Origin of the sequence: Sphingomonas sp. 2R-10 (genome assembly GCF_030062225.1) — a bacterium.
Lineage (GTDB): Bacteria > Pseudomonadota > Alphaproteobacteria > Sphingomonadales > Sphingomonadaceae > Sphingomonas.
The window spans coordinates 56,278-77,801 of record NZ_JASCXF010000022.1; the positions used below are offsets into that span (position 1 = coordinate 56,278).

General features: G+C 67.2%; 25 protein-coding genes and 1 tRNA gene. 17 read left to right on the forward strand and 9 right to left on the reverse strand.

The features are described from left to right. Window positions 1–4 precede the first annotated feature (4 nt). From fabF to fabD, 6 genes are all read right to left on the reverse strand, one after another. Window positions 5–1,261, reverse strand: a complete 1,257-nt coding sequence (gene fabF / locus QLH51_RS11715) for a beta-ketoacyl-ACP synthase II (protein ID WP_125659103.1) — start codon at window positions 1,259–1,261, stop codon at window positions 5–7. A gap of 115 nt (window positions 1,262–1,376) precedes the next feature. Continuing rightward, complete coding sequence (locus QLH51_RS11720; protein ID WP_055760552.1) at window positions 1,377–1,613, reverse strand: acyl carrier protein; 237 nt, start codon at window positions 1,611–1,613, stop codon at window positions 1,377–1,379. An 89-nt stretch (window positions 1,614–1,702) separates the two neighbouring features. Next, the gene (locus QLH51_RS11725) at window positions 1,703–2,212 is read right to left on the reverse strand and encodes a hypothetical protein (protein WP_125659100.1); all 510 of its coding nucleotides are present in this window, start codon (window positions 2,210–2,212) and stop codon (window positions 1,703–1,705) included. After that, a complete protein-coding gene (fabG, locus tag QLH51_RS11730) occupies window positions 2,209–2,946 on the reverse strand; it encodes a 3-oxoacyl-[acyl-carrier-protein] reductase (protein WP_125659097.1) in 738 nt (245 codons plus the stop codon). The genes QLH51_RS11725 and fabG overlap by 4 nt, the downstream gene beginning before the upstream one ends. Before the next feature lie 3 nt (window positions 2,947–2,949). After that, window positions 2,950–3,387: a GxxExxY protein gene (locus QLH51_RS11735; RefSeq protein ID WP_125659094.1), complete on the reverse strand. Its 438-nt coding sequence runs from the start codon at window positions 3,385–3,387 to the stop codon at window positions 2,950–2,952. 48 nt (window positions 3,388–3,435) lie between these two features. Then, window positions 3,436–4,371: an ACP S-malonyltransferase gene (fabD, locus tag QLH51_RS11740; RefSeq protein WP_125659091.1), complete on the reverse strand. Its 936-nt coding sequence runs from the start codon at window positions 4,369–4,371 to the stop codon at window positions 3,436–3,438. A 169-nt stretch (window positions 4,372–4,540) separates the two neighbouring features. Here fabD and QLH51_RS11745 point away from each other — a divergent pair, with 169 nt between their 5' ends. The 8 genes from QLH51_RS11745 (at window position 4,541) to QLH51_RS11780 (ending at window position 9,965) form a co-directional block, all read left to right on the forward strand. Then, a complete protein-coding gene (locus tag QLH51_RS11745; protein WP_125659088.1) occupies window positions 4,541–4,918 on the forward strand; it encodes an RcnB family protein in 378 nt (125 codons plus the stop codon). A 208-nt stretch (window positions 4,919–5,126) separates the two neighbouring features. Then, window positions 5,127–5,543: a 30S ribosomal protein S6 gene (rpsF, locus tag QLH51_RS11750; RefSeq protein ID WP_055761007.1), complete on the forward strand. Its 417-nt coding sequence runs from the start codon at window positions 5,127–5,129 to the stop codon at window positions 5,541–5,543. Window positions 5,544–5,554: 11 nt separating this feature from the next. Further along, the gene (rpsR, locus tag QLH51_RS11755; RefSeq protein ID WP_010543816.1) at window positions 5,555–5,779 is read left to right on the forward strand and encodes a 30S ribosomal protein S18; all 225 of its coding nucleotides are present in this window, start codon (window positions 5,555–5,557) and stop codon (window positions 5,777–5,779) included. 12 nt (window positions 5,780–5,791) lie between these two features. Continuing rightward, window positions 5,792–6,385 (forward strand): 50S ribosomal protein L9, encoded by a 594-nt coding sequence (gene rplI / locus QLH51_RS11760; protein WP_125659085.1) that lies wholly within the window; start codon window positions 5,792–5,794, stop codon window positions 6,383–6,385. Window positions 6,386–6,719: 334 nt separating this feature from the next. Further along, window positions 6,720–6,794 (forward strand) — tRNA-Glu (locus QLH51_RS11765). A 140-nt stretch (window positions 6,795–6,934) separates the two neighbouring features. Further along, window positions 6,935–7,333, forward strand: a complete 399-nt coding sequence (locus QLH51_RS11770; RefSeq protein ID WP_125659082.1) for a MerC domain-containing protein — start codon at window positions 6,935–6,937, stop codon at window positions 7,331–7,333. A 247-nt stretch (window positions 7,334–7,580) separates the two neighbouring features. Beyond that, window positions 7,581–8,687 carry an AI-2E family transporter gene (locus QLH51_RS11775; protein ID WP_125659080.1) on the forward strand — a complete coding sequence of 369 codons (1,107 nt, stop codon included), beginning with the start codon at window positions 7,581–7,583 and terminating at the stop codon, window positions 8,685–8,687. 171 nt (window positions 8,688–8,858) lie between these two features. Further along, window positions 8,859–9,965, forward strand: a complete 1,107-nt coding sequence (locus QLH51_RS11780) for a Gfo/Idh/MocA family protein (RefSeq protein WP_125659077.1) — start codon at window positions 8,859–8,861, stop codon at window positions 9,963–9,965. Between the two features lie 163 nt (window positions 9,966–10,128). Here the strand turns inward: QLH51_RS11780 and QLH51_RS11785 are convergent, their stop codons facing one another. Beyond that, window positions 10,129–12,702 (reverse strand): TonB-dependent receptor plug domain-containing protein, encoded by a 2,574-nt coding sequence (locus QLH51_RS11785; RefSeq protein WP_125659074.1) that lies wholly within the window; start codon window positions 12,700–12,702, stop codon window positions 10,129–10,131. A gap of 253 nt (window positions 12,703–12,955) precedes the next feature. On the opposite strand from QLH51_RS11785, the gene rplU reads away from it, so the two are divergent. The 3 genes from rplU (at window position 12,956) to QLH51_RS11800 (ending at window position 14,273) form a co-directional block, all read left to right on the forward strand. Beyond that, complete coding sequence (rplU, locus tag QLH51_RS11790; RefSeq protein ID WP_125659072.1) at window positions 12,956–13,282, forward strand: 50S ribosomal protein L21; 327 nt, start codon at window positions 12,956–12,958, stop codon at window positions 13,280–13,282. Window positions 13,283–13,304: 22 nt separating this feature from the next. Then, on the forward strand, window positions 13,305–13,574 hold the full coding sequence (gene rpmA / locus QLH51_RS11795) for a 50S ribosomal protein L27 (RefSeq protein WP_055755412.1): 270 nt from the start codon (window positions 13,305–13,307) through the stop codon (window positions 13,572–13,574). 156 nt (window positions 13,575–13,730) lie between these two features. After that, complete coding sequence (locus QLH51_RS11800; RefSeq protein ID WP_206429098.1) at window positions 13,731–14,273, forward strand: GNAT family N-acetyltransferase; 543 nt, start codon at window positions 13,731–13,733, stop codon at window positions 14,271–14,273. A 491-nt stretch (window positions 14,274–14,764) separates the two neighbouring features. Here QLH51_RS11800 and QLH51_RS11805 read toward each other — a convergent pair whose 3' ends face one another. Further along, a complete protein-coding gene (locus QLH51_RS11805; protein WP_125659069.1) occupies window positions 14,765–14,962 on the reverse strand; it encodes a hypothetical protein in 198 nt (65 codons plus the stop codon). A 43-nt stretch (window positions 14,963–15,005) separates the two neighbouring features. Beyond that, on the reverse strand, window positions 15,006–15,854 hold the full coding sequence (locus tag QLH51_RS11810; protein ID WP_125659066.1) for a metal-dependent hydrolase: 849 nt from the start codon (window positions 15,852–15,854) through the stop codon (window positions 15,006–15,008). Between the two features lie 47 nt (window positions 15,855–15,901). Between QLH51_RS11810 and QLH51_RS11815 the strand changes: the two genes are divergently transcribed. From QLH51_RS11815 to spt, 6 genes are all read left to right on the forward strand, one after another. After that, window positions 15,902–16,483, forward strand: coding sequence for a TetR/AcrR family transcriptional regulator (locus QLH51_RS11815; protein WP_125659063.1), 582 nt, complete (start codon window positions 15,902–15,904; stop codon window positions 16,481–16,483). A 104-nt stretch (window positions 16,484–16,587) separates the two neighbouring features. Then, complete coding sequence (gene obgE / locus QLH51_RS11820) at window positions 16,588–17,634, forward strand: GTPase ObgE (RefSeq protein ID WP_125659060.1); 1,047 nt, start codon at window positions 16,588–16,590, stop codon at window positions 17,632–17,634. Next, on the forward strand, window positions 17,619–18,782 hold the full coding sequence (gene proB / locus QLH51_RS11825) for a glutamate 5-kinase (RefSeq protein ID WP_125659057.1): 1,164 nt from the start codon (window positions 17,619–17,621) through the stop codon (window positions 18,780–18,782). The genes obgE and proB overlap by 16 nt, the downstream gene beginning before the upstream one ends. 5 nt (window positions 18,783–18,787) lie before the next feature. Further along, window positions 18,788–19,678 (forward strand): NAD-dependent epimerase/dehydratase family protein, encoded by an 891-nt coding sequence (locus QLH51_RS11830; RefSeq protein ID WP_125659247.1) that lies wholly within the window; start codon window positions 18,788–18,790, stop codon window positions 19,676–19,678. 43 nt (window positions 19,679–19,721) lie between these two features. Continuing rightward, window positions 19,722–19,967 carry an acyl carrier protein gene (locus QLH51_RS11835; protein WP_125659055.1) on the forward strand — a complete coding sequence of 82 codons (246 nt, stop codon included), beginning with the start codon at window positions 19,722–19,724 and terminating at the stop codon, window positions 19,965–19,967. Between the two features lie 31 nt (window positions 19,968–19,998). Further along, window positions 19,999–21,261, forward strand: a complete 1,263-nt coding sequence (gene spt, locus QLH51_RS11840; RefSeq protein WP_125659053.1) for a serine palmitoyltransferase — start codon at window positions 19,999–20,001, stop codon at window positions 21,259–21,261. Window positions 21,262–21,524 lie beyond the last annotated feature (263 nt).

Consider the following 21,524-nt stretch of genomic DNA (forward strand, 5'->3'; position numbering starts at 1 on the left):
GGGATCAGATCGCCTTCATGACGAGCGAGGCGTTGGTGCCGCCGAAGCCGAAGCTGTTGTTCAACACCGCACGCACCTGCCGCTTCTTGGCATGATGCGGCACGAGGTCGACGCCCTCGGTGCCATCATCGGGATCGTCGAGGTTCAGCGTCGGCGGCACGATCTGGTCGCGCAGCGCCAGGATGCAGAAGATGCTCTCCACCGCGCCCGCGCCGCCCAGCAGATGGCCGATCGCCGACTTGGTGCTCGACATCGACGCACCCGACAGGTCGTCGCCGAACACGCGCTTGGCCGCGGCCAGTTCGATCGTGTCGGCCATGGTCGAGGTGCCGTGCGCGTTGATATAATCGATGTCCGACGGCTCCATCCCCGCCTTGCGCAGCGCCATGCGCATCGCGATCTCCGCGCCCTTGCCCTCGGGGTGCGGCGCGGTGACGTGATAGGCGTCGCCCGACAGGCCGTAGCCGACGACCTCGGCATAGATTTTCGCGCCACGCGCCTTGGCGTGCTCATATTCCTCGAGCACGACGACGCCCGCGCCCTCGCCCATCACGAAGCCGTCGCGACCCTTGTCATAGGGACGGCTGGCCTGGGCCGGACGGTCGTTCATGCTCATGTTGAGCGCCCGCGCCTGTGCGAAGCCGGCGACGCCCAGCGGGTTGACCGTGCTTTCGGCACCGCCCGCCAGCATGATGTCGGCGTCGTCGTCGCGGATCATCCGCGCCGCGTCGCCGATCGAATGCGCACCGGTCGAGCACGCCGTGACGACCGCGTGGTTCGGTCCCATCAGCCCGTACTTGATCGACACCTGCCCGCTGATGAGGTTGATGAGGCGACCATGAACGAAGTGCGGGCTGACCCGGCCGGGACCGCGTTCGTGCAGGTTGACCGATTCGATCTCGATCCCGGGCAGGCCGCCGATCCCCGATCCGATCGAGACACCGGCACGCAGCCGCTGGTCCTCGGTCATGTCGGTCAGTCCGGCGTCTTCCAGCGCCTGTCCGGCGGCGTCGATGCCGTAGACGATGAACGGATCGACCTGCCGCTGAACCTTGTGGTCGACGCGCTTGTTCGGATCGAAACCATATTCATGATCCGCCGGCTTCACCTCGCACGCGATCTGGCACTTCTGGTTCGACGCATCGAAATGCGTGATCGGCCCCGCGCCGGACTTGCCGGCGATCAGGTTCTTCCAGGCGGTTTCCACCTCGGCACCCAGCGGGGTCACGAGGCCGAGGCCGGTCACGACTACGCGGCGCATGGCATTCTCTCCGTTCAGATACGTAACGAACGGCCCCCCGCCCATGGCTGTTCGCCGGGACGGGGGGCCGTGAAATTCTGGCAGTCGGCTGGGCGGCGGGGCCGCCCCGGCCGGATCAGCCCTTGTGCTCGTCGATATAGGTGATCGCGTCCTTGACGGTCGTGATCTTCTCGGCGGCATCGTCGGGGATCTCGACGCCAAACTCTTCCTCGAACGCCATCACCAGTTCGACGATGTCGAGGCTGTCCGCACCCAGATCGTCGATGAAGCTCGCGTCCTCGGTCACCTTCTCCGCTTCGACGCCGAGATGCTCGACGACGATCTTCTTCACGCGTTCGGCGGTCTCGCTCATATTCATTCCCTCTTCACATTCGGGGTGTTTCTTACCTGCATGCCCCTAAAGCGCGTCCGGCCCGCGCGCAAGTGCGCGGGTGCGGACGCTCAACCCCTGGCGGCGAACAGGCGGGCGAGAGTCGCGGCGTTGAAGGCATAGCCGCCCATCAACCGCTGCAACCGGGTATCGCCCTTGTTCGCGCCGGCCAGACCCATCATCCCCTGCATGAACGCATCGACTTCGGGCGTCTGCTTGCGCGCGAGGAATGCGTTGAGAACGGCCGGCGACGTCTGGCTGAGGCGGCGATTGACCGCGACCGGATCGACGCCCTTTGCCGACAGTCCCGACGCCAGTGCCTCGACCGCGATGCTGGTGATGACGACGTCACCCGCCCGCGCATCCGCCTTGCCGGTGCCGGGGTGGCAGGTCGCGGCGTGGCGGCGCACGGTCCTGACCAGCGTCTCGGTCGCCGGCACCGGCTTCCTGCCTTCCAGCACACCGACGATCATGCCCTGCTGCAGCTTGGCCAGATCGCTCTTGGGCAGCTTCGCCACCGTGCATTTGACGACATTGGCATCGCCCGCGGCCAGCATCGCCGCCATCAGCATCACGCTCATATCATCGCCATCCCGCCGTTCACATGGATCGTCTGGCCGGTCACATACCCGGCGTCGCGACTGGCGAGATAGGCGACCGCCGCCGCCACGTCATCGCCCGAACCCAACGCCCCGGCCGGAATCCTGCCCAGCAGGGCGGTTTTCTGCGCCTCGGGCAGCACGTCGGTCATCGCCGACGCCATGAAGCCGGGCGCGACGCAGTTGACGGTGATGCCGCGGCTGGCGAGTTCGGCGGCCAGCGCCTTCGACAGGCCGACCAGCCCCGCCTTCGACGCGGCATAATTGGCCTGCCCCGGATTGCCGGTCTGTCCGACGACCGAAGTGATCGAGACGATCCGGCCGAACCGCGCCTTCATCATCGGTTTGGCGGCGGCACGGCACAGGCGGAACGCGGCTTCGAGGTTGACGCGAATCACCTGATCCCATTCGTCGTCCTTCATCCGCATGGCGAGATTGTCGCGGGTGACGCCGGCATTGTTGACGAGGATGTCGAGCTTGCCGAGCGCCGCCACCGCCTGCGGCACCAGCGCATCGACCGCCGCACCGTCGGACAGGTCGCAGGCGAGCGTGACGTGATCGCCACCCAGTTCGGCGGCGAACGCCTCCAGCTTGGCAATGTTGGAGCCGGACAGCGCCAGGCGCGCGCCCTGCGCGGCAAGGCCCCTGGCGATCGCCGAACCAAGGCCGCCGCTGGCGCCGGTCACGAGGGCGGTCATTCCCGTTAGGTCGAACATAGGTCAGCTTTCCTGATATTTTTCGCGCAGAGGCGCAGAGGACGCAGAGGACGCAGAGGGGGTGTAGTTGTTGACGAGCCGGCGGATGCCTTCTTTCAACGTTTCACCGCCGAAGTTGATGAGCAGCCCGACGGGCTGTTTTGTCAGCTTGAGGTAGGTCAGTAGTTGTTTCACATGCACCCGCGATACTTGCTCGACGGATTTGATTTCGACGATCAGTCGTTCGTCGACGAATAGATCGGCGCGGAAGCCTGCATCAAAGCGCATGCCTTCGAACTCGAAAGAAACCGGATACTGCCGTTGAACCGGGTAGCCAGCTGCTGCGAGCTTTGCGGCAAGGACGGTTTCATAGACACTTTCCAAGAGGCCGGGACCCAAGTCCCTGTGAACGCGGATCGCCACATCGATCACGTCGCTGGTCACACGATCGATAGCCCGCATTCCGCCCTCTCTGCGCCCTTTGCGTCCTCTGCGCGAACAAATACTTTCTTACAACCGCCCCACCAGCGCCTCGATATCGGCCATCGTCACCACGCTGGTCGCGGTCGCGTCGGGGGCGATGCGCTTTACCATCGCGCCCAGCACCTTGCCGCCCAGTTCCACGAAATCACTGACGCCCGCATCCTGCATCGCCAGCACCGATTCGCGCCAGCGGACCATGCCGGTGACCTGTTCCACCAGCAGGCGACGGATCGTCTCGGGATCGGCTACCGGCGCGGCGGTGACGTTGGCATAGACGGGTACGACCGGCGCCGACAGCGCGACATGGGCCAGCGCCGCCGCCATCGCGTCGGCCGCAGGCTGCATCATCGGGCAGTGGAACGGCGCGGATACCGGCAGCACGACCGCGCGCTTGATGCCCATTTCCCTGGCCAGCGGCACCGCACGATCGATCGCGGCCTTCGCGCCCGAAATCACGACCTGCGACGGATCGTTGTCGTTGGCGACGGTGCAGACCTCGCCTTCGGCCGCAGCTTCGGCCAGTGCCTGCGCCTTGGTCAGGTCGGCGCCGAGCAGCGCCGCCATCGCCCCCTCGCCCACCGGCACCGCCGCCTGCATCGCCCGCCCGCGCAGCTTGAGCAGCCGCGCGGTGGTCGACAGGTCGAGCGCGCCGGCCGCGCACAATGCGGTATATTCGCCCAGCGAATGGCCCGCGACGAAGTCGGCCTTGTCGGCCAGGCGGATGCCGCCCTCGCGCTCCAGCACGCGCAGCGTCGCGATGGCGTTGGCCATGATCGCCGGCTGGGCATTCTCGGTCAGCAGCAATTCGGCATCGGGGCCGTCAGCCATCAGGCGGAAGAGGTTCTGGCCCAGCGCCTCGTCGACTTCCTGAAACACTTCGCGGGCATGGGGGCTGGCGGCGGCCAGTGCGGCGCCCATGCCGACCGATTGACTGCCCTGCCCCGGAAAGATGAATGCGCGCATCGCCGACGTCTCCTGCAAATCCAAGCCGCGCGGGGTAGTCGCTCGGCCAAGCTGAACGCAAGAGGGCGCATCGCGACACGCTGCGACCATTTCGGCGACCTGCTGACAAACCCCCGCGACACCCGGCTCCCATCTTCGGCTTCGACACGAGAGCAATGGAGTGACCGGGATGAAGAAGCTGATCCTTACCGCGATGACCGCCGCGCTGCTGGCAACCCCGATGGCGGCGTCGGCACAGGGCCGTACCGTCGTCAAGGAGCGCCCCGGCCGCACGGTCGTCGTCGAGAAGAACCGCCACGGCCAGAATGTCCGCAGGACCGTCGTGCGCCAGCAGCCGGTGGGCCATGCCAGGTGGCAGCGGGGCCAGCGGTTCGATCGCAACCGGGCCCCGAACTATCGCCAGATCGACTATCGCGCCTATCGTCAGCGCGGCGTCTATGCGCCGCCCCGGGGATATCAGTGGGTGCGCTCGGGCAACGATGCGGTGCTGATCGCGATCGCCAGCGGCGTGATCGGCGCGGTGATCGGTGGCGCGATCGCGAACTGACCGGCATTCCCGGACCTTGCGGAAGCACAGGGTTCGATAGGGTGCAGGACAGACTCGCCGCTTGCATCTTTCCCGGTTTCGGGTAAGTGCGGCGCTCTCCGGGGTGGCGGGCATGTCCTGTCGCCCCGGACTGCATTGGAAGACGACAGCCGGAGGGGCGTTCGCGATTGGCGCGGCGTCAGCGATCGGCCAACAGACGGATCAGAATATGGCTCTCTACGAGCACGTGTTCCTTGCGCGCCAGGATCTGGCACAGGCGCAGGTGGACGCGCTGGCGGAAACCGCCACCAAGATCGTTCAGGACATGAACGGCAAGGTCGTCAAGACCGAAACCTGGGGCCTGCGCAGCCTCGCCTATCGCATCGCGAAGAACCGCAAGGCGCATTACGTCATGCTCGAGATCGACGCGCCGGGCGACGTCGTGGCCGAGCTAGAGCGCCAGACGCAGATCAACGAGGACGTGATCCGCTTCATGACCGTCAAGGTTGACGGCCACGAGGAAGGTCCGACCGTGATGATGCGCAAGAGCGAGCGCTCGGAGCGTGGCGACCGTCGTGGTGGCCGTGACCGTGACGACCGCGGTCCGCGCCGCGAGCGCGAACCGTCGGCCGAAGTCGAAGCGTAAGGAGCAGCACCATGGCACGTCCGTTTTTCCGCCGCCGCAAGAGCTGCCCCTTCTCCGCGAAGGACGCTCCCCGGATCGATTACAAAGACGTTCGTCTGCTGCAGGGCTTCGTGTCCGAACGCGGCAAGATCGTCCCGTCGCGCATCACTTCGGTGAGCGCGAAGAAGCAGCGTGAACTGGCTCAGGCCATCAAGCGCGCCCGCCATCTGGGCCTGCTGCCCTACATCGTTAAGTAAGGAGCGCCCGACATGGACGTCATTCTGCTGGAACGCGTCGAGAAGCTCGGCGCCATCGGCGACGTGGTGAAGGTGAAGGACGGGTTCGCCCGCAACTTCCTGTTGCCGCGCAAGAAGGCGCTGCGCGCCAACGAAGCCAACAAGAAGGTGTTCGAGGCGAACCGCGAGCGGATCGTCGCCGACAACGCCGCCCGTCGCACCGACGCGGAGACCGAGGCCAAGACGCTCGAGGGCGTGTCGGTCACGCTGATCCGTCAGTCGTCAAACACCGGTCAGCTCTACGGTTCGGTCGCGGTCCGCGATCTGGTCGACGCGCTGGTCGCCGACGGCCACAAGGTCGACAAGTCGCAGATTGCGCTCGATCGCCCGATCAAGGCGATCGGTGTGCACGAGGTCAAGGTCTCGCTGCACCCGGAAGTCGCCGTGACCGTCAAGGTCAACGTCGCGCGTTCGCCGGAAGAAGCCGAGATGCAGGCGCAGGGCGTCGACGTCATGGCCTCGATGTTCGAGCGTGACGATGCCGGCTTCACCGAGGATTACGATCCCAACGCCGAGCCGGGCGACATCGCCCGCGACGACGCGAACGAGGAAGAAGCGCAGGGCTGATCCCTGCCGCTTCGACCGACAGAAAAGGCCGCCGGAGCGATCCGGCGGCCTTTTCGTTGCCCGTGGCGGTCCGGCGTGACGTCCCGTCAGGGACAGGTCACGCACGCACCGATGACGGCGGCCAGCGGGATGAGCGAGAGGATGACGGGTAGTGCCTTTGCCATGGGAGCGCCCTGACTGAATTGGTTCAGGCCCTTCAAAGCGCGGCAGATCGAAAGGTTTCATTTCGCTGAACGGCATGTGTTCCGATTTGCAACCGATCCCTCGCCCTTCCCGCCGGTCGGGACGCTTGACGGCCGTCGGATTGCCGCGTAGGAGCGCCCCTCCCGCACACGGCCCCTTCGTCTAGCGGTTAGGACGTCGCCCTCTCACGGCGAAAACACGAGTTCGATTCTCGTAGGGGTCACCATCTTTCGATGGTTCTGGCGCAACGGGACGCACCTTCGCAACTGACGATGCCGCCGCCACGCGCGATCCTTGACGATCGCGGGGTTGCAGCGGCGTGTCCGACTTCCGAAATGATACAACATATCATTGAAGGTTGTCATTATGTCCCATGCCCCGCCCCCCGTCGTCCTTCCCTCCCGGCGACAACGCCTGCTCGATGGGTTCGCGGTCGCCGCGTCGCTGTTGTGCCTCGTCCATTGCCTGCTGCTGCCGCTGCTGCTGGTCGCCCTCCCCGTGCTGGCGACGATCCTGATCGTGCCCGAGGCATTTCACGCAATCGCCTTCGCCCTCGCCGTACCCACCAGCCTGGTGGCGCTGGGCGCAGGCTATCGCCGGCATCGTCGAACCCTGCCTGCCGCACTGGCGCTGATGGGCCTCGCTCTGCTGGGGACCGGGGCCTTTGCCGTCGACGGGGAGACGGTGGAGCGGATCGTCACCTCGATCGGCGGCGTGGTGCTGGCGGCGGCGCATCTGCTCAACTGGCGCGCGGCGACGCAGTGATGCCCGTTCCATCCGCACCGAAGCGTCGTCGCAGTTCCAAACCGCGCTCGACCCGTGCGGCCACCACGACATACCGCCTGCGCCGGAATGACATGCGGTTCGCCCTGCCGTTGCCTTGGGCAGGTACGAGGCAATTACCACTATCGAACCGCCGGCAGAGAGCATAGCACGTGCTGCGGCGTTTCGCCCCCGCAACGATAACCGTCCGGCACCCATGCCGGCCCGTCCCAACCGAAGGCCGTCCAGCATGCCCATCGTCCGTCAGCGCGTCGAAACCGGCGGGTTCATCCTGTTCCTCGCGCTTGTCACCATCGCGCTCACGCTGGTCGTGTCCAGCTTCATCGGTGCGTTGCTGTGGGCGGCACTGGCGGCGCTGCTGTTCCAGCCCCTGTTCCAGCGCCTGCTGCGCTGGCGTCCGGGACAGCGCAACCTTGCGGCGGCGCTGACGCTGCTCATCATCACCGTCGCAGTCGTCATCCCGGCAATGATTATCGTCAGCATGGTCGTCGATCAGGCCGCCGGCGTCTATGGCCAGTTGCGCACCGGACAGATCAACTTCGCGACCTATTTCGAACAGGTGCATGGCGCGCTGCCGACCCGTATCCAGCGGGCGATCGACAGCGCGGGCTTCGGCAGCTTCGAACGTGCGCAGACCAAGATTTCGCAGGCGGTGGGCGCCAGCGCCAGCGTGCTTGCCCGGAGCGCATTGTCGATCGGCGCCAACGCTGCCGCCTTCCTGCTGGCATTCGGCGTCGGGCTGTACGTCACCTACTTCCTGCTGCGCGACGGCGAGCGTATCGGCACCTCGATCGTCCGCGCGCTGCCGCTCGAATCCGACGTTGCAGGCCGGCTGTCGGAAAAGTTCGTCGCGGTGGTTCGCGCCACGATCAAGGGGTCGGGGGTCGTGGCGCTGGTGCAGGGAGCACTGGGCGCGATCACCTTCTGGATTGTCGGCCTGCCCGCCGCATTGCTGTGGGGGGTGGTGATGGCGATCGTCGCACTGCTGCCCGCGGTCGGCCCGGCACTGATCTGGACCCCGGTCGCGATCTACCTGCTGGCGACCGGTGCGATCTGGCAGGGGGTGGTGGTGATCCTGTCGGGCGTGCTGGTGATCGGACTGGCCGACAATATCCTGCGGCCGGTGCTGGTCGGGCGCGATACCGGACTGCCCGACTGGCTGGTGCTGGTGACGACGCTGGGCGGCATCGACCTGATGGGATTGAGCGGCATCGTCGTCGGCCCGGTCGCCGGCGCGCTGTTCCTGACCGGGTGGCAGGTGCTGACCGAACAGCGCCGCGCACGTGCCGGAGACGACGCCGTGGTTGCAGCCGATGACGTGGCTTCGGCGAGCTAGGGCCGATCGACATTCAGCAGTTCCCGCGGCCATTGGCGGCCACTTGCGGCACCGCGGATCAACCTGGGGTTGGCGACAGCTTCCGGGGCTTTACCAACGGTCGTCTCCGCGCGGCTTGCACGTGGGCCGGCCGACCGGCATCCTGTGGGCGTAACCGCCGGAGATACCGCCATGAATCTTGCCCGCCGCGACGTAATGCTCGGTGCCGCCGCGCTCTCGCTCGCCTCCAGCACGCGGGTGCTGGCGTCCGAAGACCGGCCGCTCGGCTATGCCATCGTCGGGCTGGGCAATTACGGGCTCGGGCGGATCATTCCCGAATTCGCCAATTGCCGCCACAGCCGGCTGGCGGCGGTGGTCAGCGGCGATCCGGCCAAGGCGGCGAAGGTCGCCGCCGACCACAAACTGCCGAAACGATCGATCTACGCCTATCGCGACTTCGACCGCATCCGCGACAATCCGGAGGTCGACATCGTCTATGTCTGCCTCCCCAACGCCATGCACGCCGAATTCTCGATCCGCGCGGCGCAGGCGGGCAAGCATGTGCTGTGCGAGAAGCCGATGGCGATCTCCGTCGCCGAATGCGAGGCGATGATCGCCGCATCGCGCAAGGCGGATCGCCAGCTGATGATCGGCTATCGTTGCCATTTCGAGCCGTACAACCTCGAAGCGATGCGGCTGGCGCGCAGCGGCGCGGCGGGGAAGATCCGCTACGTCCGTTCGGAGCATGGCTTCGTCGCGGGCGATCCCGAAGCATGGCGGCTCAAACGCGCGCTGTCAGGCGGCGGGTCGCTGATGGACATGGGCATCTACAGCCTTCAGGCGGCGCGCTACATGACGGGTGAGGAACCGGTCGCGGTGACCGCACGCGAATCGACCGACCGCCGCGACCCGCGCTTCCGCGAGGTCGAGGACATGATCGACTGGACGCTGGAATTCCCGTCCGGGGCGCTCGGCAGCTGTCAGTCGATGTACAGCGCCAGTCAGAACCATATCCTGCTGATGGGCGAGAAAGGCCGGATCGAGCTCGAACCCGCGACCGGATATTCGGGGCAGAAGCTGTGGGTCGGCAGCAACGGTCGCGACCGGGCGGTCACGCCGCCGCCGGGCCCGGCCAAGACCCAGTTCGCCGGACAGCTCGACCATATGGCGCAGTGTGCCGCCAATGGCCGCACCGCGATCGTGTCGGGCGAGGAGGGGCTGCGCGACATGCGGATCATCGAGGCGATCTACCGGTCCGCACGCGAAGGCCGCACCATCCGGCTGGACGGGCGGGCGTAGTCAACTCGGATAATAGTGAACTTCATCCCGGCGAAGTCCGGGATCTCCCGGTGACGGATCGGGGCAAGTGCCGCTTGATGCCCCCTGCCTTCGCCGAGGCGAGGTTCGAGGAATACCGGCGCGTACCAAGGCGGACAGGGAACCCCCTGCCCGCCGCGGCAGATCAGAACTTCACGCCGGCGCGCGCGTACAGATAGCGCCCGTTGAACCCGAACGGCGAGAAGCTCGAATACGGGATGAAGTAGTTGTTGATCGCCGGCGCGCCGAGGATCGGGTTGCGCGTCGGATAGACGTCGAACAGGTTGTTCGCCCCGATCGCCAGCTCGAACTGGCCCGGGGTCGCCCGGATCTCCAGGTCGGTCAGCCATTTCGGCTCCAGCTCGACATCGGTCGCGGCGGCCCCGCCCGGCGACAGCGTGTTGCCGAACCGATTGGTACGCGCGGTCACCCCGAAGATGCCTTGCGACCAGTCGAGCCCGGCATTGATCTTCGAGCGCGGCTGTCCATCGGTCAGGCGCAGCGATTCCTGCCGCCCGAACAGCGTGACGCCGGGGATCGCCGACAGGGTCGATCGGTCGGTGATGTCGGTCTGGTTGTAGTTGTAGCCGGCGGTCAGCGTGACGCTGCCGATGCCGAGATCGGGGACGCGGTAGGTGCCGACGACCTCGACGCCCTGCGTGCGGGTATCGATGCCGTTGATGAAGAACCGGGCCGAGGTGATGTCCCGGATTCCCGCCCCGCGCAGCACCGCGACGACCGCCGCACCCTGCAGGTTTTCGGACAGGATGATGCGATCGTTGATCTTGATGTTGTAATAGTCGGCGGTCAGCGTCAGGCCGCGGATCGGGGTAAGCGTCAGGCCCCCGCCGATGTTGACCGACTTCTCCGCCTCCAGCTGGCGCGAACCGAGCGCGCGCGCGACCGGATCGCCGACGCGGAACGTGCCGATCTCGACCAGCGTGCCGCCGATATTCTGCGTGGCGAAGGACGAGAAGAACTGCTGCGCGAGACTGGGGGCGCGGAATCCGGTCGAGATCGACCCGCGGATCGCCGCCCATTGCACCGGCGCGAAGCGCGCGGCGAGCTTGCCGTTCACCGTATCACCGAAGTCGCTGAAGTGTTCGTAGCGGCCGGCGGCGACGATGTTGAACGCATCACTGACCTTCGCGTCGAGTTCGCCATAGCCCGCGAAGCTGTCGCGCGAGGTGTCGACCGCGCTAGTCGGCGAGAAGCCGGGGAAGCCCTGCGCCCCGGCGGCGGCGCCGTTGCTGAACGCGAACGGCCCGGCGGCGTAGCTCTGGAACTCGCCGGCGACGATCTTGTAGTTTTCGTTGCGATATTCGCCGCCCAGCGCCAGCGACAGCGACGACAGGAACCCGACGCTCAGTTCGCGTTGCAGGTCGAGGTTGATCGTCTGCTGGCCGAAACGGGTGCCGCCGGCATCGAACGCGCGCTGCGACTGCGGCCCGAACGACGCATTGTAGCTGTTCTCGATGCGGAAATCGAAGCTGTTGGTGCCGTAGACGTAGGACAGGTCATAATTGAACCCGGCCAGATCGCCCTTCACGCCCAGCGCGCCGGAGAAATCCTCCATCTGGCTGGTGATAAGTGGCAGGAATCCATCGGCATAGAAGGGCGTGCAGACCGTGCCGGTGAATGTGCAGTTACGCAAATCCTGAATGTTACTGTTGGCGTCGCGGCCCGATGCGCGGCGGAAGAAGGCGGCGCTTTCGCCGTCGCGGACGCCGTAGCTGCCGAAGATGTAGAGTTCCGACGACGCCCCGATGTCGACGCCGCCGTTCAGGAAGAAGTTGAAGTCGGTCGTCCGCGCGTCGCCATAGCGATGGTTGACCCGGTCGGCCGAGAACTCGCGCGGATCGACATTGCCGTTGGCGAGCAGCGGATAGAGGCGGCGCGGGTCGTAGCCGGCGCGGTCAGTCGGTTCGCGGTCGCGATATTCGCCCGTCAGGTTCAGATAGGCGGTCTCCCCCATCGGCAGGCCCATGTTCGCGGCGAAGGTGACGGTGCGGCCGTCGCGGACCTCGCGGTCGCGGCCGGTTTCCTCCAGCACATAGGTGCCGTCGGCGCGGACCTGCGGCTGGCCGCTCGCCTGGCGGGCGATGCCGGAGACCTCGCGGACGCCCTCCATCGACGACACATACTTGCCGTAGGTCATCGTCGCCCGGCCGCCCTCGCGGCGCTTGAGCTGGACGTTGATGACGCCGGCGATCGCGTCCGAACCATATTGCGACGAGGCACCGTCGCGCAGCACGTCGATCCGCTCGATCGCGAGGCTGGGAATGGTGTTCAGGTCGACCGCCGACGAGCCGCGCCCGACCGAACCGTTGGCGTTGAGCAGCGAGGTGGTATGACGCCGCTTGCCGTTCACCAGCACCAGCGTCTGGTCGGGCGAGAGGCCGCGCAGCGTCGCCGGGCGGACCACGTCGGTGCCGTCGGTGATCGAGGGCTGCGGGAAGTTGAACGAGGGGACCAGCTGGTTCAGCAGCTTGTTCGTCTCGGTATAGCCGGCGTTGACCAGCGCATCGCCGGTGATGACGTCGACCGGAACGGGGCTTTCCGCCACGGTACGGCCCTGCGCGCGGGTGCCGACGACCAGAATCTCTTCACCGGCCGCCACTTCGCCGGCAGGCGGCGGAGCATCCGCGACCTGCGCGATGGCGGGAACGGCCACCAGCGCGCTCGACAGGAACAGGGCCGTGAAAACGGGTTTACGCATGAAAATCTCCCCCCGCGCGACATGATGATCGCGACGTTGCGCGGCGAAACTCCCTTGAGCAACTTTGTGACGCAAGCACCCTTTTACACGTGTCACATGAATGTCACGCCACCGTTGCCGCGCTGCAACATCGCTTTTCCGACGAATCGTTCGTTCGGCATTGACAGGCAGGGCCCCGTTGCCTAGTCACAATCCACTTGCCGCGTGGGGTATCTCCGCGCGGACATATGCATTTGGGAAAGAAGCAAGGGCCATGTTCGCAATCGTGCGCACGGGCGGCAAGCAGTATCGCGTTGCCGCAGGAGACAAGATCGTCGTCGAGAAGCTCGATGGCGAAGCTGGCAGCAGCGTGACGCTCGGCGACGTGCTCCTTGCCGGTGACGGGGCCGACCTGAAGTCGGTCGAGGGACTGACCGTTTCGGCGGAAATCATCGCGCAGGCGAAGGGCGAGAAGGTCATCGTCTTCAAGAAGCGCCGCCGGCACAACTACCGTCGCAAGAACGGTCATCGCCAGCAGCACACCATCCTGAAGATCACCGCGATCGGCGACAAGCGCGCCGACGACAGCGCCGCCGCCTGAGCGAATACGAGGAGTTTGAACCATGGCACATAAAAAAGCAGGCGGTTCGTCGCGCAACGGTCGTGACTCGGCCGGCCGTCGCCTTGGCGTGAAGAAGTTCGGCGGCCAGGAAGTGGTCGCGGGCAACATCATCGTGCGTCAGCGCGGCACCAAATTCTATCCGGGCGTGAACGTCGGCATGGGCAAGGACCATACCCTGTTCGCGCTGGTCGATGGCCGCGTGGCGTTCAAGGAAGGCAAGCTCGGCCGCAAGTTCGCGTATGTCGAGATGCAGGCCCAGGCCGCAGAATAACGGGCTACCACACGGGTTGCCCACCAGGGTGACCCGGGTTCCGGCAACGGAACCAGCCAACAAGAGGGAGGCGGGTCACCCCGGCTCCCTTTTTTATTGCTCTCTCCGGCCCCTGCCCGCCCCGATGCTGAGGCGCGGCGCATTGGAGAGACGCTGATGTTCGCCCGTACCGAACGCCTGACCCTGCGCCCCGGCTGGAGCGAGGACGCGCCTGCACTTGCCGCCGCGATCGGCCATGAAGCGGTCGTGCGCAACCTGTCGCGCGCGCCATGGCCCTATACGCTGGCCGATGCGACGGCGTTCACCGCCGCGTGGCAGGGCGATCCCGGACCGACCTTCCTGATCCTCGCCCATGATGGCGGGCGCTGCGACCTGATCGGCGGTATCGGCATCGGGCCGTTCGGCGACCAGCCGCACGTCATGGGCTACTGGATCACGCCGTCCGCGTGGCGCCGCGGCTATGCGACCGAGGCGGGTCGCGCGGTGCTGGACATCGCCGCGACGCTGGGGATCAGGCGGGTCGATGCCGGACACTATGTCGACAACCCGGCATCGGGCGCGGTGCTGCGGCGGCTGGGCTTCGTCCCGACCGGCACGCGCAGTTCGATCCATTCGCGCGGGCGCGGCAGGGCGGTGGAGACGATCGATTACGCCATCGACCTGTCCGATCGCCGGCTCGACCGGCGGCTGGCGGCGTGAGCCATGCGGAACGCGGTGCCCGTCCGGCTGGTTGACGCCGGGCGGCACTGCTGCCGCACGAGAGGACGCCGCCATGATCGATCCCGACACGCCCGAACAGGAAGAGATGGAAGAGGTACAGGAGGAAGCCGCCGAGGAACGCGAGGAAGAGGGCGGTTACCAGTAGGATCGCGCAGGGGCGGATGCCCATCCCCGGATGGCGTCTGCCCTGATGCGTTCGATTTGGCGTCCGATGGATCCCGGTTGAAACGCACGTCATCCCGGCGAAGGCCGGGATCTCCCGGTGGTAGCGCGCAGCAGGAGCAGATGGAGACCCCAGCCTTCGCTGGGGTGACGGGTACATACGGGTGGATCAAACTCCAGACGCTGACGTCTCGGATTTGCGACTCCGATCGATCGCCTCCCGACCCGAAACGCTTCCAGCGACATCGGCCGCCGCGGTGGAAGCTCGGAGGTCGACCCGAAAATCTGTCGGCCGTCGGGGAGCGTCCTTATCCCTCCAGCAGGTCGAGATAGCCGACCACGTCGCTGCTGGTCTGCAGATACAGGCCCGCCTGTATCTCCTCCGCCTCGCGCGCTGCCGCAGCCATCGCCTCGGCCAGCGTCCCATACAGAATCGTCGTCGCGACCCCGCCTTCGTCGTCGAGATAGTACAGCCGGACCGCCGCCGTTTCGGATACCGTGCGCATCGGCCCTCCCTGCCCCGCCGCGCCCGACGGGGCAAGGGGGGCGTCAGGCGCCGGCCAGCCGGGCCGCGGTGAACTCGCTGTCGACCAGCCCGATCAGGGCACGGTCGTCATGGTTCCAGGGGTGGAAGCCCGGCAGGAAGAAACCCAGCCACAGGCCCAATACCTTGCGCGCCATGCCGGGCCGGCCGAACGCATAGGCGAACAGCCGCCATCGGACGCGCGGCCCGGCCAGCCCGTCCTGCGCCAGCAGGTCGAGCATCCCCGCCGTGCGTCCGCGAAAGAACTTCACGGTGACGATCAGCATCACCAGCGTCTTGATCCGCCAGCGCCTGAACCTGCTCCAGTCGCGCGTGGCGTGGAGCCACGTGTCGTAGGCCACGCCCTTGTGCTCGATCTCCTCGATCGCGTGCCACCGCCACAGATCGGCCGCCGCCTGATCGCCGCCAGCCAGATGGCGCGGGTTCGCGACCAGTTCGTGCGCGAGGATCGCGGTGAAATGCTCCAGCGCCATCGTCGCCGCCAGATTGGCGATCGGCGGCCGGCCCCGGGTGATCGACAGTTCGTGGTCGACCCGCGCCTCCAGCCGGGACGTGTCATAGCCCTGGTCGGTGACGTGCCGGTTGAAGGCGATATGTTCGCGGGTGTGGATCGCCTCCTGCTTCACGAACGCGCGGATTTCGCCGGCAAGGCGCGGCGGGACGTCGTCGCGAAACTGCCGCACGCTGTCGATGAAGAAGCCCTCGCCCTTGGGGAAGGTGACCGACAGGGCGTTGTAGAACGCGGTCGCAACCGGATCGTCGTTCAGCCAGTAGCGTCGCACCGAGCCGTCGCGCCCGAAACGGACGTCGCGCGGGGTGATCGTCAGATCGTCGGGAGTCTTTGCTTTCGCCATGAATCTGCTCCAACTGCTGCCATGCCCCTAGCTGCTTACTTACATCCATGTCAATAGTTCGCCGCCGGATGTCGCCGGAAGCGTCGCGCGACGCCGCGCTGGACGCCGCGCGCGACCTGTTGATCGAGGCGGGACCGCAGGCGGTGACGCTGAAAGCGGTGGCGACGCGGATCGGGCGAACCCATGCCAATCTGCTGCATCATTTCGGATCGGCATCGGGACTGCAAAAGGCGCTGGCCGAGCGGATGGCCACAACGATCACCGCGACGATCGGCGCGGCGGTGCTGCGCGCGCGCGACGGCAACCATGATCCGCGCGAGATAGTCGACCTGACGTTCGACGCGTTCGATCGCGAGGGTGCGGGCGCACTGGCCAGCTGGATGATCCTGTCGGGCAATGACGACGCGCTGGACCCGATCCTCGACGCCATCCACGCGCTGGTCGACCGGCTGGGCAACGAACAGACGTTGAGCGACCTGCCGCTGGCCGACAAGACGCTGCAGCTGGTGCTGATGGCGCTGGGCGATGCGTTGCTGGGGGGAGCGATGGCGAAGGCGCTGCGGCTGCCGCGCGACAAGGCGCGCGAACTGGCCGCCCGCAGCCTGACGATCACGCAGGACGGTTCCTGACGTCGATCCGGCCGACGGCGGACCAGGTCGATGCGACGGTGCCGCACCGGCGGCGGTAGCGGAAGCCCCTTTCCCCCTGTCGCGACTCCGACTAAGCGGACGACATGCATTTTCTCGATCAAGCCAAGATCTTCGTCCGTTCGGGCGGGGGCGGCCCCGGCGCCGTCAGTTTTCGCCGTGAAAAGTTCATGGAATATGGCGGCCCCGACGGCGGCAACGGCGGCAAGGGCGGCGACATCATCTTCGAGGCGGTCCCCGGCCTCAATACGCTGATCGATTTCCGCTACACCCAGCATTTCCGCGCACCGCGCGGGTCCGGCGGGTCCGGTGCCAACCGTACCGGCGCGGGCGGGCGCGATCTGGTCATCCGCGTGCCGGTGGGGACGCAGGTGCTGTCGGAGGACAAGGAGACGGTGCTGGCGGACTTCACCCGTGCCGGCCAGTGCGAGGTGTTCCTGCGCGGCGGCGACGGCGGGCGCGGCAATGCCAGCTACAAGACCTCGACGAACCGCGCCCCGCGCCAGCACGGCACCGGCTGGCCCGGCGACGAAGGATGGGTGTGGCTGCGGCTGAAACTGCTGGCCGATGCGGGGCTGGTCGGGTTGCCCAATGCCGGCAAGTCGACCTTCATCAACGCGGTGACCAATGCCAATGCCAAGGTCGGCGCCTATGCCTTCACCACCACCCGCCCGCAGCTGGGCGTGGTCAGCCACAAGCAGCGCGAGTTCGTCGTGGCGGACATCCCCGGCCTGATCGAAGGCGCGGCGGAAGGCGCGGGGATCGGCGACCGGTTCCTCGGGCATATCGAGCGGTGCCGGGTGCTGCTGCACCTGATCGACAGCCATGCCGACGATCCGGTCGCCGCCTATCGCATCGTGCGCGGCGAGCTGGAGAATTATGGCGCGGACCTCGCCGACAAGCCGGAGGTCATCGCGCTGAACAAGGCCGACCTGCTCGACGACGAGCTGACCGAGACGCTGATCGCCGAGCTGGAAGCGGAAAGCGGGGCCAAGGTCCTGCCGCTGTCGGGCGCGACCGGACAGGGGCTTGAGGCGGTGCTCGACCGGCTGATCGCGGCGATCGGGCCGGGCGAGATGCACGCGCAGGATACCGGCGATGACGAGGAACCCGCCGAATGGTCGCCGATCTGACGAACCTGAAATCCTCCCCGATCCGCGGGGAGGACCTGTTCTCCCCGGGCGCCTGTCCCCGCCTCGTCGTCAAGGTCGGGTCCGCGTTGCTCGTCGCGCCCGATGGCCAGCCGCGCCGCGACTGGCTGGCGTCGCTGGTCGCCGACATCGCCGTGCGCGTTGCCGCGGGACAGCAGATCGTCATCGTGTCATCCGGCGCGATCGCGCTCGGGGCGCGGCGGCTGGGTCTCGCCAGGGGGGGGCGTGCCAGCCTCGAGGATGCACAGGCCGCCGCCGCCACGGGGCAGATCGCGCTGTCGAGCATCTGGGCCGAACTGCTGGGCGGCCATGGCCTGACCGCCGCGCAGCTGCTGGTGACGCTCGACGATCTGGAGGATCGCCGCCGCTACCTCAACGTGTCCGCGACGCTCGGCCGGCTGCTCAAGCTGGGCGTGGTGCCGGTCGTCAACGAAAATGACAGCGTCGCGACCGAGGAAATCCGCTTCGGCGACAACGACCGGCTGGCGGCGCGGGTCGGCGCGGCGGCGCGGGCGGGTGGCGTCGTGCTGCTGTCGGATATCGACGGGCTGTACGATTCGAACCCGCACGGTAACCCGGATGCGCGGCTTATCCCGCACGTCGCGCAGATCGATGCGACGATCGCCGCCATGGCCGACACCCGGTCGTCGTCGGGCATGGGGTCGGGCGGCATGGTGTCGAAGGTCGAGGCGGCACGGATCGCGACCGGCGCCGGCGCGAACCTCGCCATCGCCACCGGCCGGGTCGACCACCCGCTCGCCCGCTTCGGCGAGACCGGGCACGGCACGGTGTTCGCGACCGCTGGCGGGGCATCGGCGCGCAAGGCATGGCTGTCGGGCGGACTGACCGATCGCGGATCGATCCGCATCGACGACGGCGCCGCACGCGCATTGACGACCGGGCGCAGCTTGCTGCCGGCCGGGGCGACCGGGGTCGAAGGCGATTTCGCGCGGGGCGACCGGGTCCGCATCGTCGACGCCGCCGGGCGGGTCGTCGCGCGCGGCCTCGCCGAATATGACGCGGTCGACGCCGCGCGGATCGTCGGACGGCGCAGCGACGAACTGGCCGACCTGCTCGGCTATGCCCCGCGATCGGCGCTGGTCCACCGCAACCACATGGCCTTGCTGTGAGGACGATGGCGCTGACCGGCGGGACCGGCTTCGTCGGCCGCCGCGTGATCGCGCAAGGGGTCGGCCACGGCTGGCACGTCCGCGCGCTGACCCGGCGGGCGCAGCCGGCCGAGCCGAATGTCAGCTGGGTGCGCGGCGCACTCGACAAGCCCGACAGCCTCGCCGAGCTGATGACCGGCGCCGATGTCGTCCTGCATGTCGCGGGCGTGGTCAGCGCGCCGGACGAAGCCGGCTTCACCGCCGGAAACGTCACCGGCACGCAGGCGGTGCTCGATGCCGCGCGCGCCGCCGGCGTCCGGCGCTTCGTCCACGTCTCCTCGCTGTCGGCGCGCGAGCCGCAGCTGTCGCGCTATGGCGCATCGAAGCGCGCCGGCGAGGAACGCGTCGCCGCGAGCGATCTGGACTGGACGATCGTGCGTCCCACCGGCGTCTATGGTCCGGGCGATACCGAGATGCGCGACATGTTCCGCATGGCGCGCTTCGGCCTCGCGCTGCTCCCGCCACCGGGGCGCGTCGCGCTGGTCGCGGTCGACGATCTCGCGCGGCTGCTGCTGACGCTGGCCGACCGCGACGGGCCGCGCGCGGTGCTGGAGATTGATGACGGCAATCCGATGCACCATGCCGACCTCGCCCGGCTGATCGGCGATGCGGTGGGGCGCCGGGTGCTGCCGCTCCATCTGCCCGCGGGGCTGCTGCGGCTGGGCGCGAAGCTCGACGGCAGGCTGCGCGGGACCGCCGCCAAGCTGACCGAGGATCGCGCGCGTTATCTGGCCCATCCCGACTGGACCGCCGACCCCGCGCTCCGTCCGCCCGCCGACCTGTGGGAACCGCGCATTGCAACGGCACGCGGCCTTGCCGACACCGCGGCATGGTATCGCGCGCATCGTCTGCTATAGCCCCGCGTGACCGGATATCCCGATACACATTGGAAAGACCCGCATGAGCGACCGCGCCGCCACCTTCGCCACGATCACCGACCTGATCGAACCGTTCAACAAGAAGGGTGCCGAGCTGACCGAGGCGACGACCTTTGCCGGCGATCTCGAATGGGACAGCCTGACCGTGATGGATTTCGTCGCGGCGGTGGAGGACGAATTCGACATCGTCATCACCATGAACATGCAGGCGGATATCGAGACCGTCGGCCAGCTGGCCGATGCCGTTGAGAAGCTGAAGACCGCCTGATCCCCTGCCCGGCCCCCGAAAGACCGACATCATGACCGAAGCCGCCGCCACGCCCCACGCCCTGCCCGCATCGCCGGAAACGATCGCGCCGGAACGCGACCTGTTCAGCAAGTTCGACGCGCTGATCGCCGAACGCGAGGCGTTGCTGGCGACCGGCGTGCGCGATCCGTTCGCCATCGTGATGGACAAGGTGACGTCGCCGACCCAGGCGGTGATCCGCGGCAAGGACACGATCCTGCTGGGCACCTACAACTATATGGGCATGACCTTCGACCCCGACGTGATCGCGGCGGGCAAGAAGGCGTTCGACGATTTCGGGTCGGGCACCACCGGCAGCCGCGTGCTGAACGGCACCTACGACCCGCACAAGGATTGCGAGGCGGCGCTGCGCGAATTCTACGGCACCGACCATGCGATGGTGTTCTCGACCGGCTATCAGGCCAATCTCGGCATCATATCGACGCTGGCGGGCAAGGGCGAATACATCATCCTCGACGCCGACAGCCATGCGTCGATCTATGACGGCTGTTCGCTCGGCAATGCCGAGATCGTCCGCTTCCGCCACAATTCGGTCGAGGATCTCGACAAGCGGCTGGGTCGCCTGCCGAAGGAACCCGGCAAGCTGGTGGTGCTGGAGGGCGTCTATTCGATGCTCGGCGACATCGCCCCGCTGCCCGAAATGGTCGCGGTCGCGAAGAAGCATGGCTGCATGGTGCTGGTCGACGAAGCGCATGGCATGGGCTTTTTCGGTGCCAATGGCCGCGGCGTGTACGAGGAACAGGGCGTCGAGAAGGACGTCGATTTCGTCGTCGGCACCTTCTCCAAATCGGTCGGTACGGTCGGCGGCTTCTGCGTGTCGAACCATCCGAAGTTCGACGTGATGCGGCTGGTGTGCCGTCCGTACGTCTTCACCGCATCGCTGCCGCCCTCGGTCGTCGCGACCGCCGCGACGTCGATCCGCAAGCTGCGCCACGCCGGCGACAAGCGCGCGCATCTGTGGCGCAATTCGAAGCGGCTGCACGGCGGCCTGAAGGACCTCGGCTTCACGCTCGGCACCGACACCCCGCAATCGGCGATCATCGCCGTGATCCTCGAGGATCAGCGCGAGGCGGTGGCGATGTGGCAGGCGCTGCTCGACGGCGGCCTGTACGTCAACATGGCGCGCCCGCCCGCGACGCCGGCCGGCACCTTCCTGCTGCGCTGCTCGCTGTGCGCCGAGCATAGTGCGGAGCAGGTCGAGACGATCCTCGGCATGTTCGAGGCGGCGGGCAAGGCGGTGGGGGTGATCGCCTAGGGCGGACGCGACATTCAGTTGACCGGACGCGGGACGACCAGTCCATTCCCTGTCGTCACTCCCGCGCAGGCGGGAGTCCATCTGCGCCAACGTCGCAAATCCGGCCGAAACGTCGGCGGATATGGATTCCCGCCTGCGCGGGAAGGATGACATCCTTCGCTGCCGTTGAATGTCGATCCGGCGTGGATACTCCGCACCCGTAGGGGTGGCGTCGACATACGGAACCGGCGTACTGCGCCGCCCCCCCCCCACCACCGCTGCGC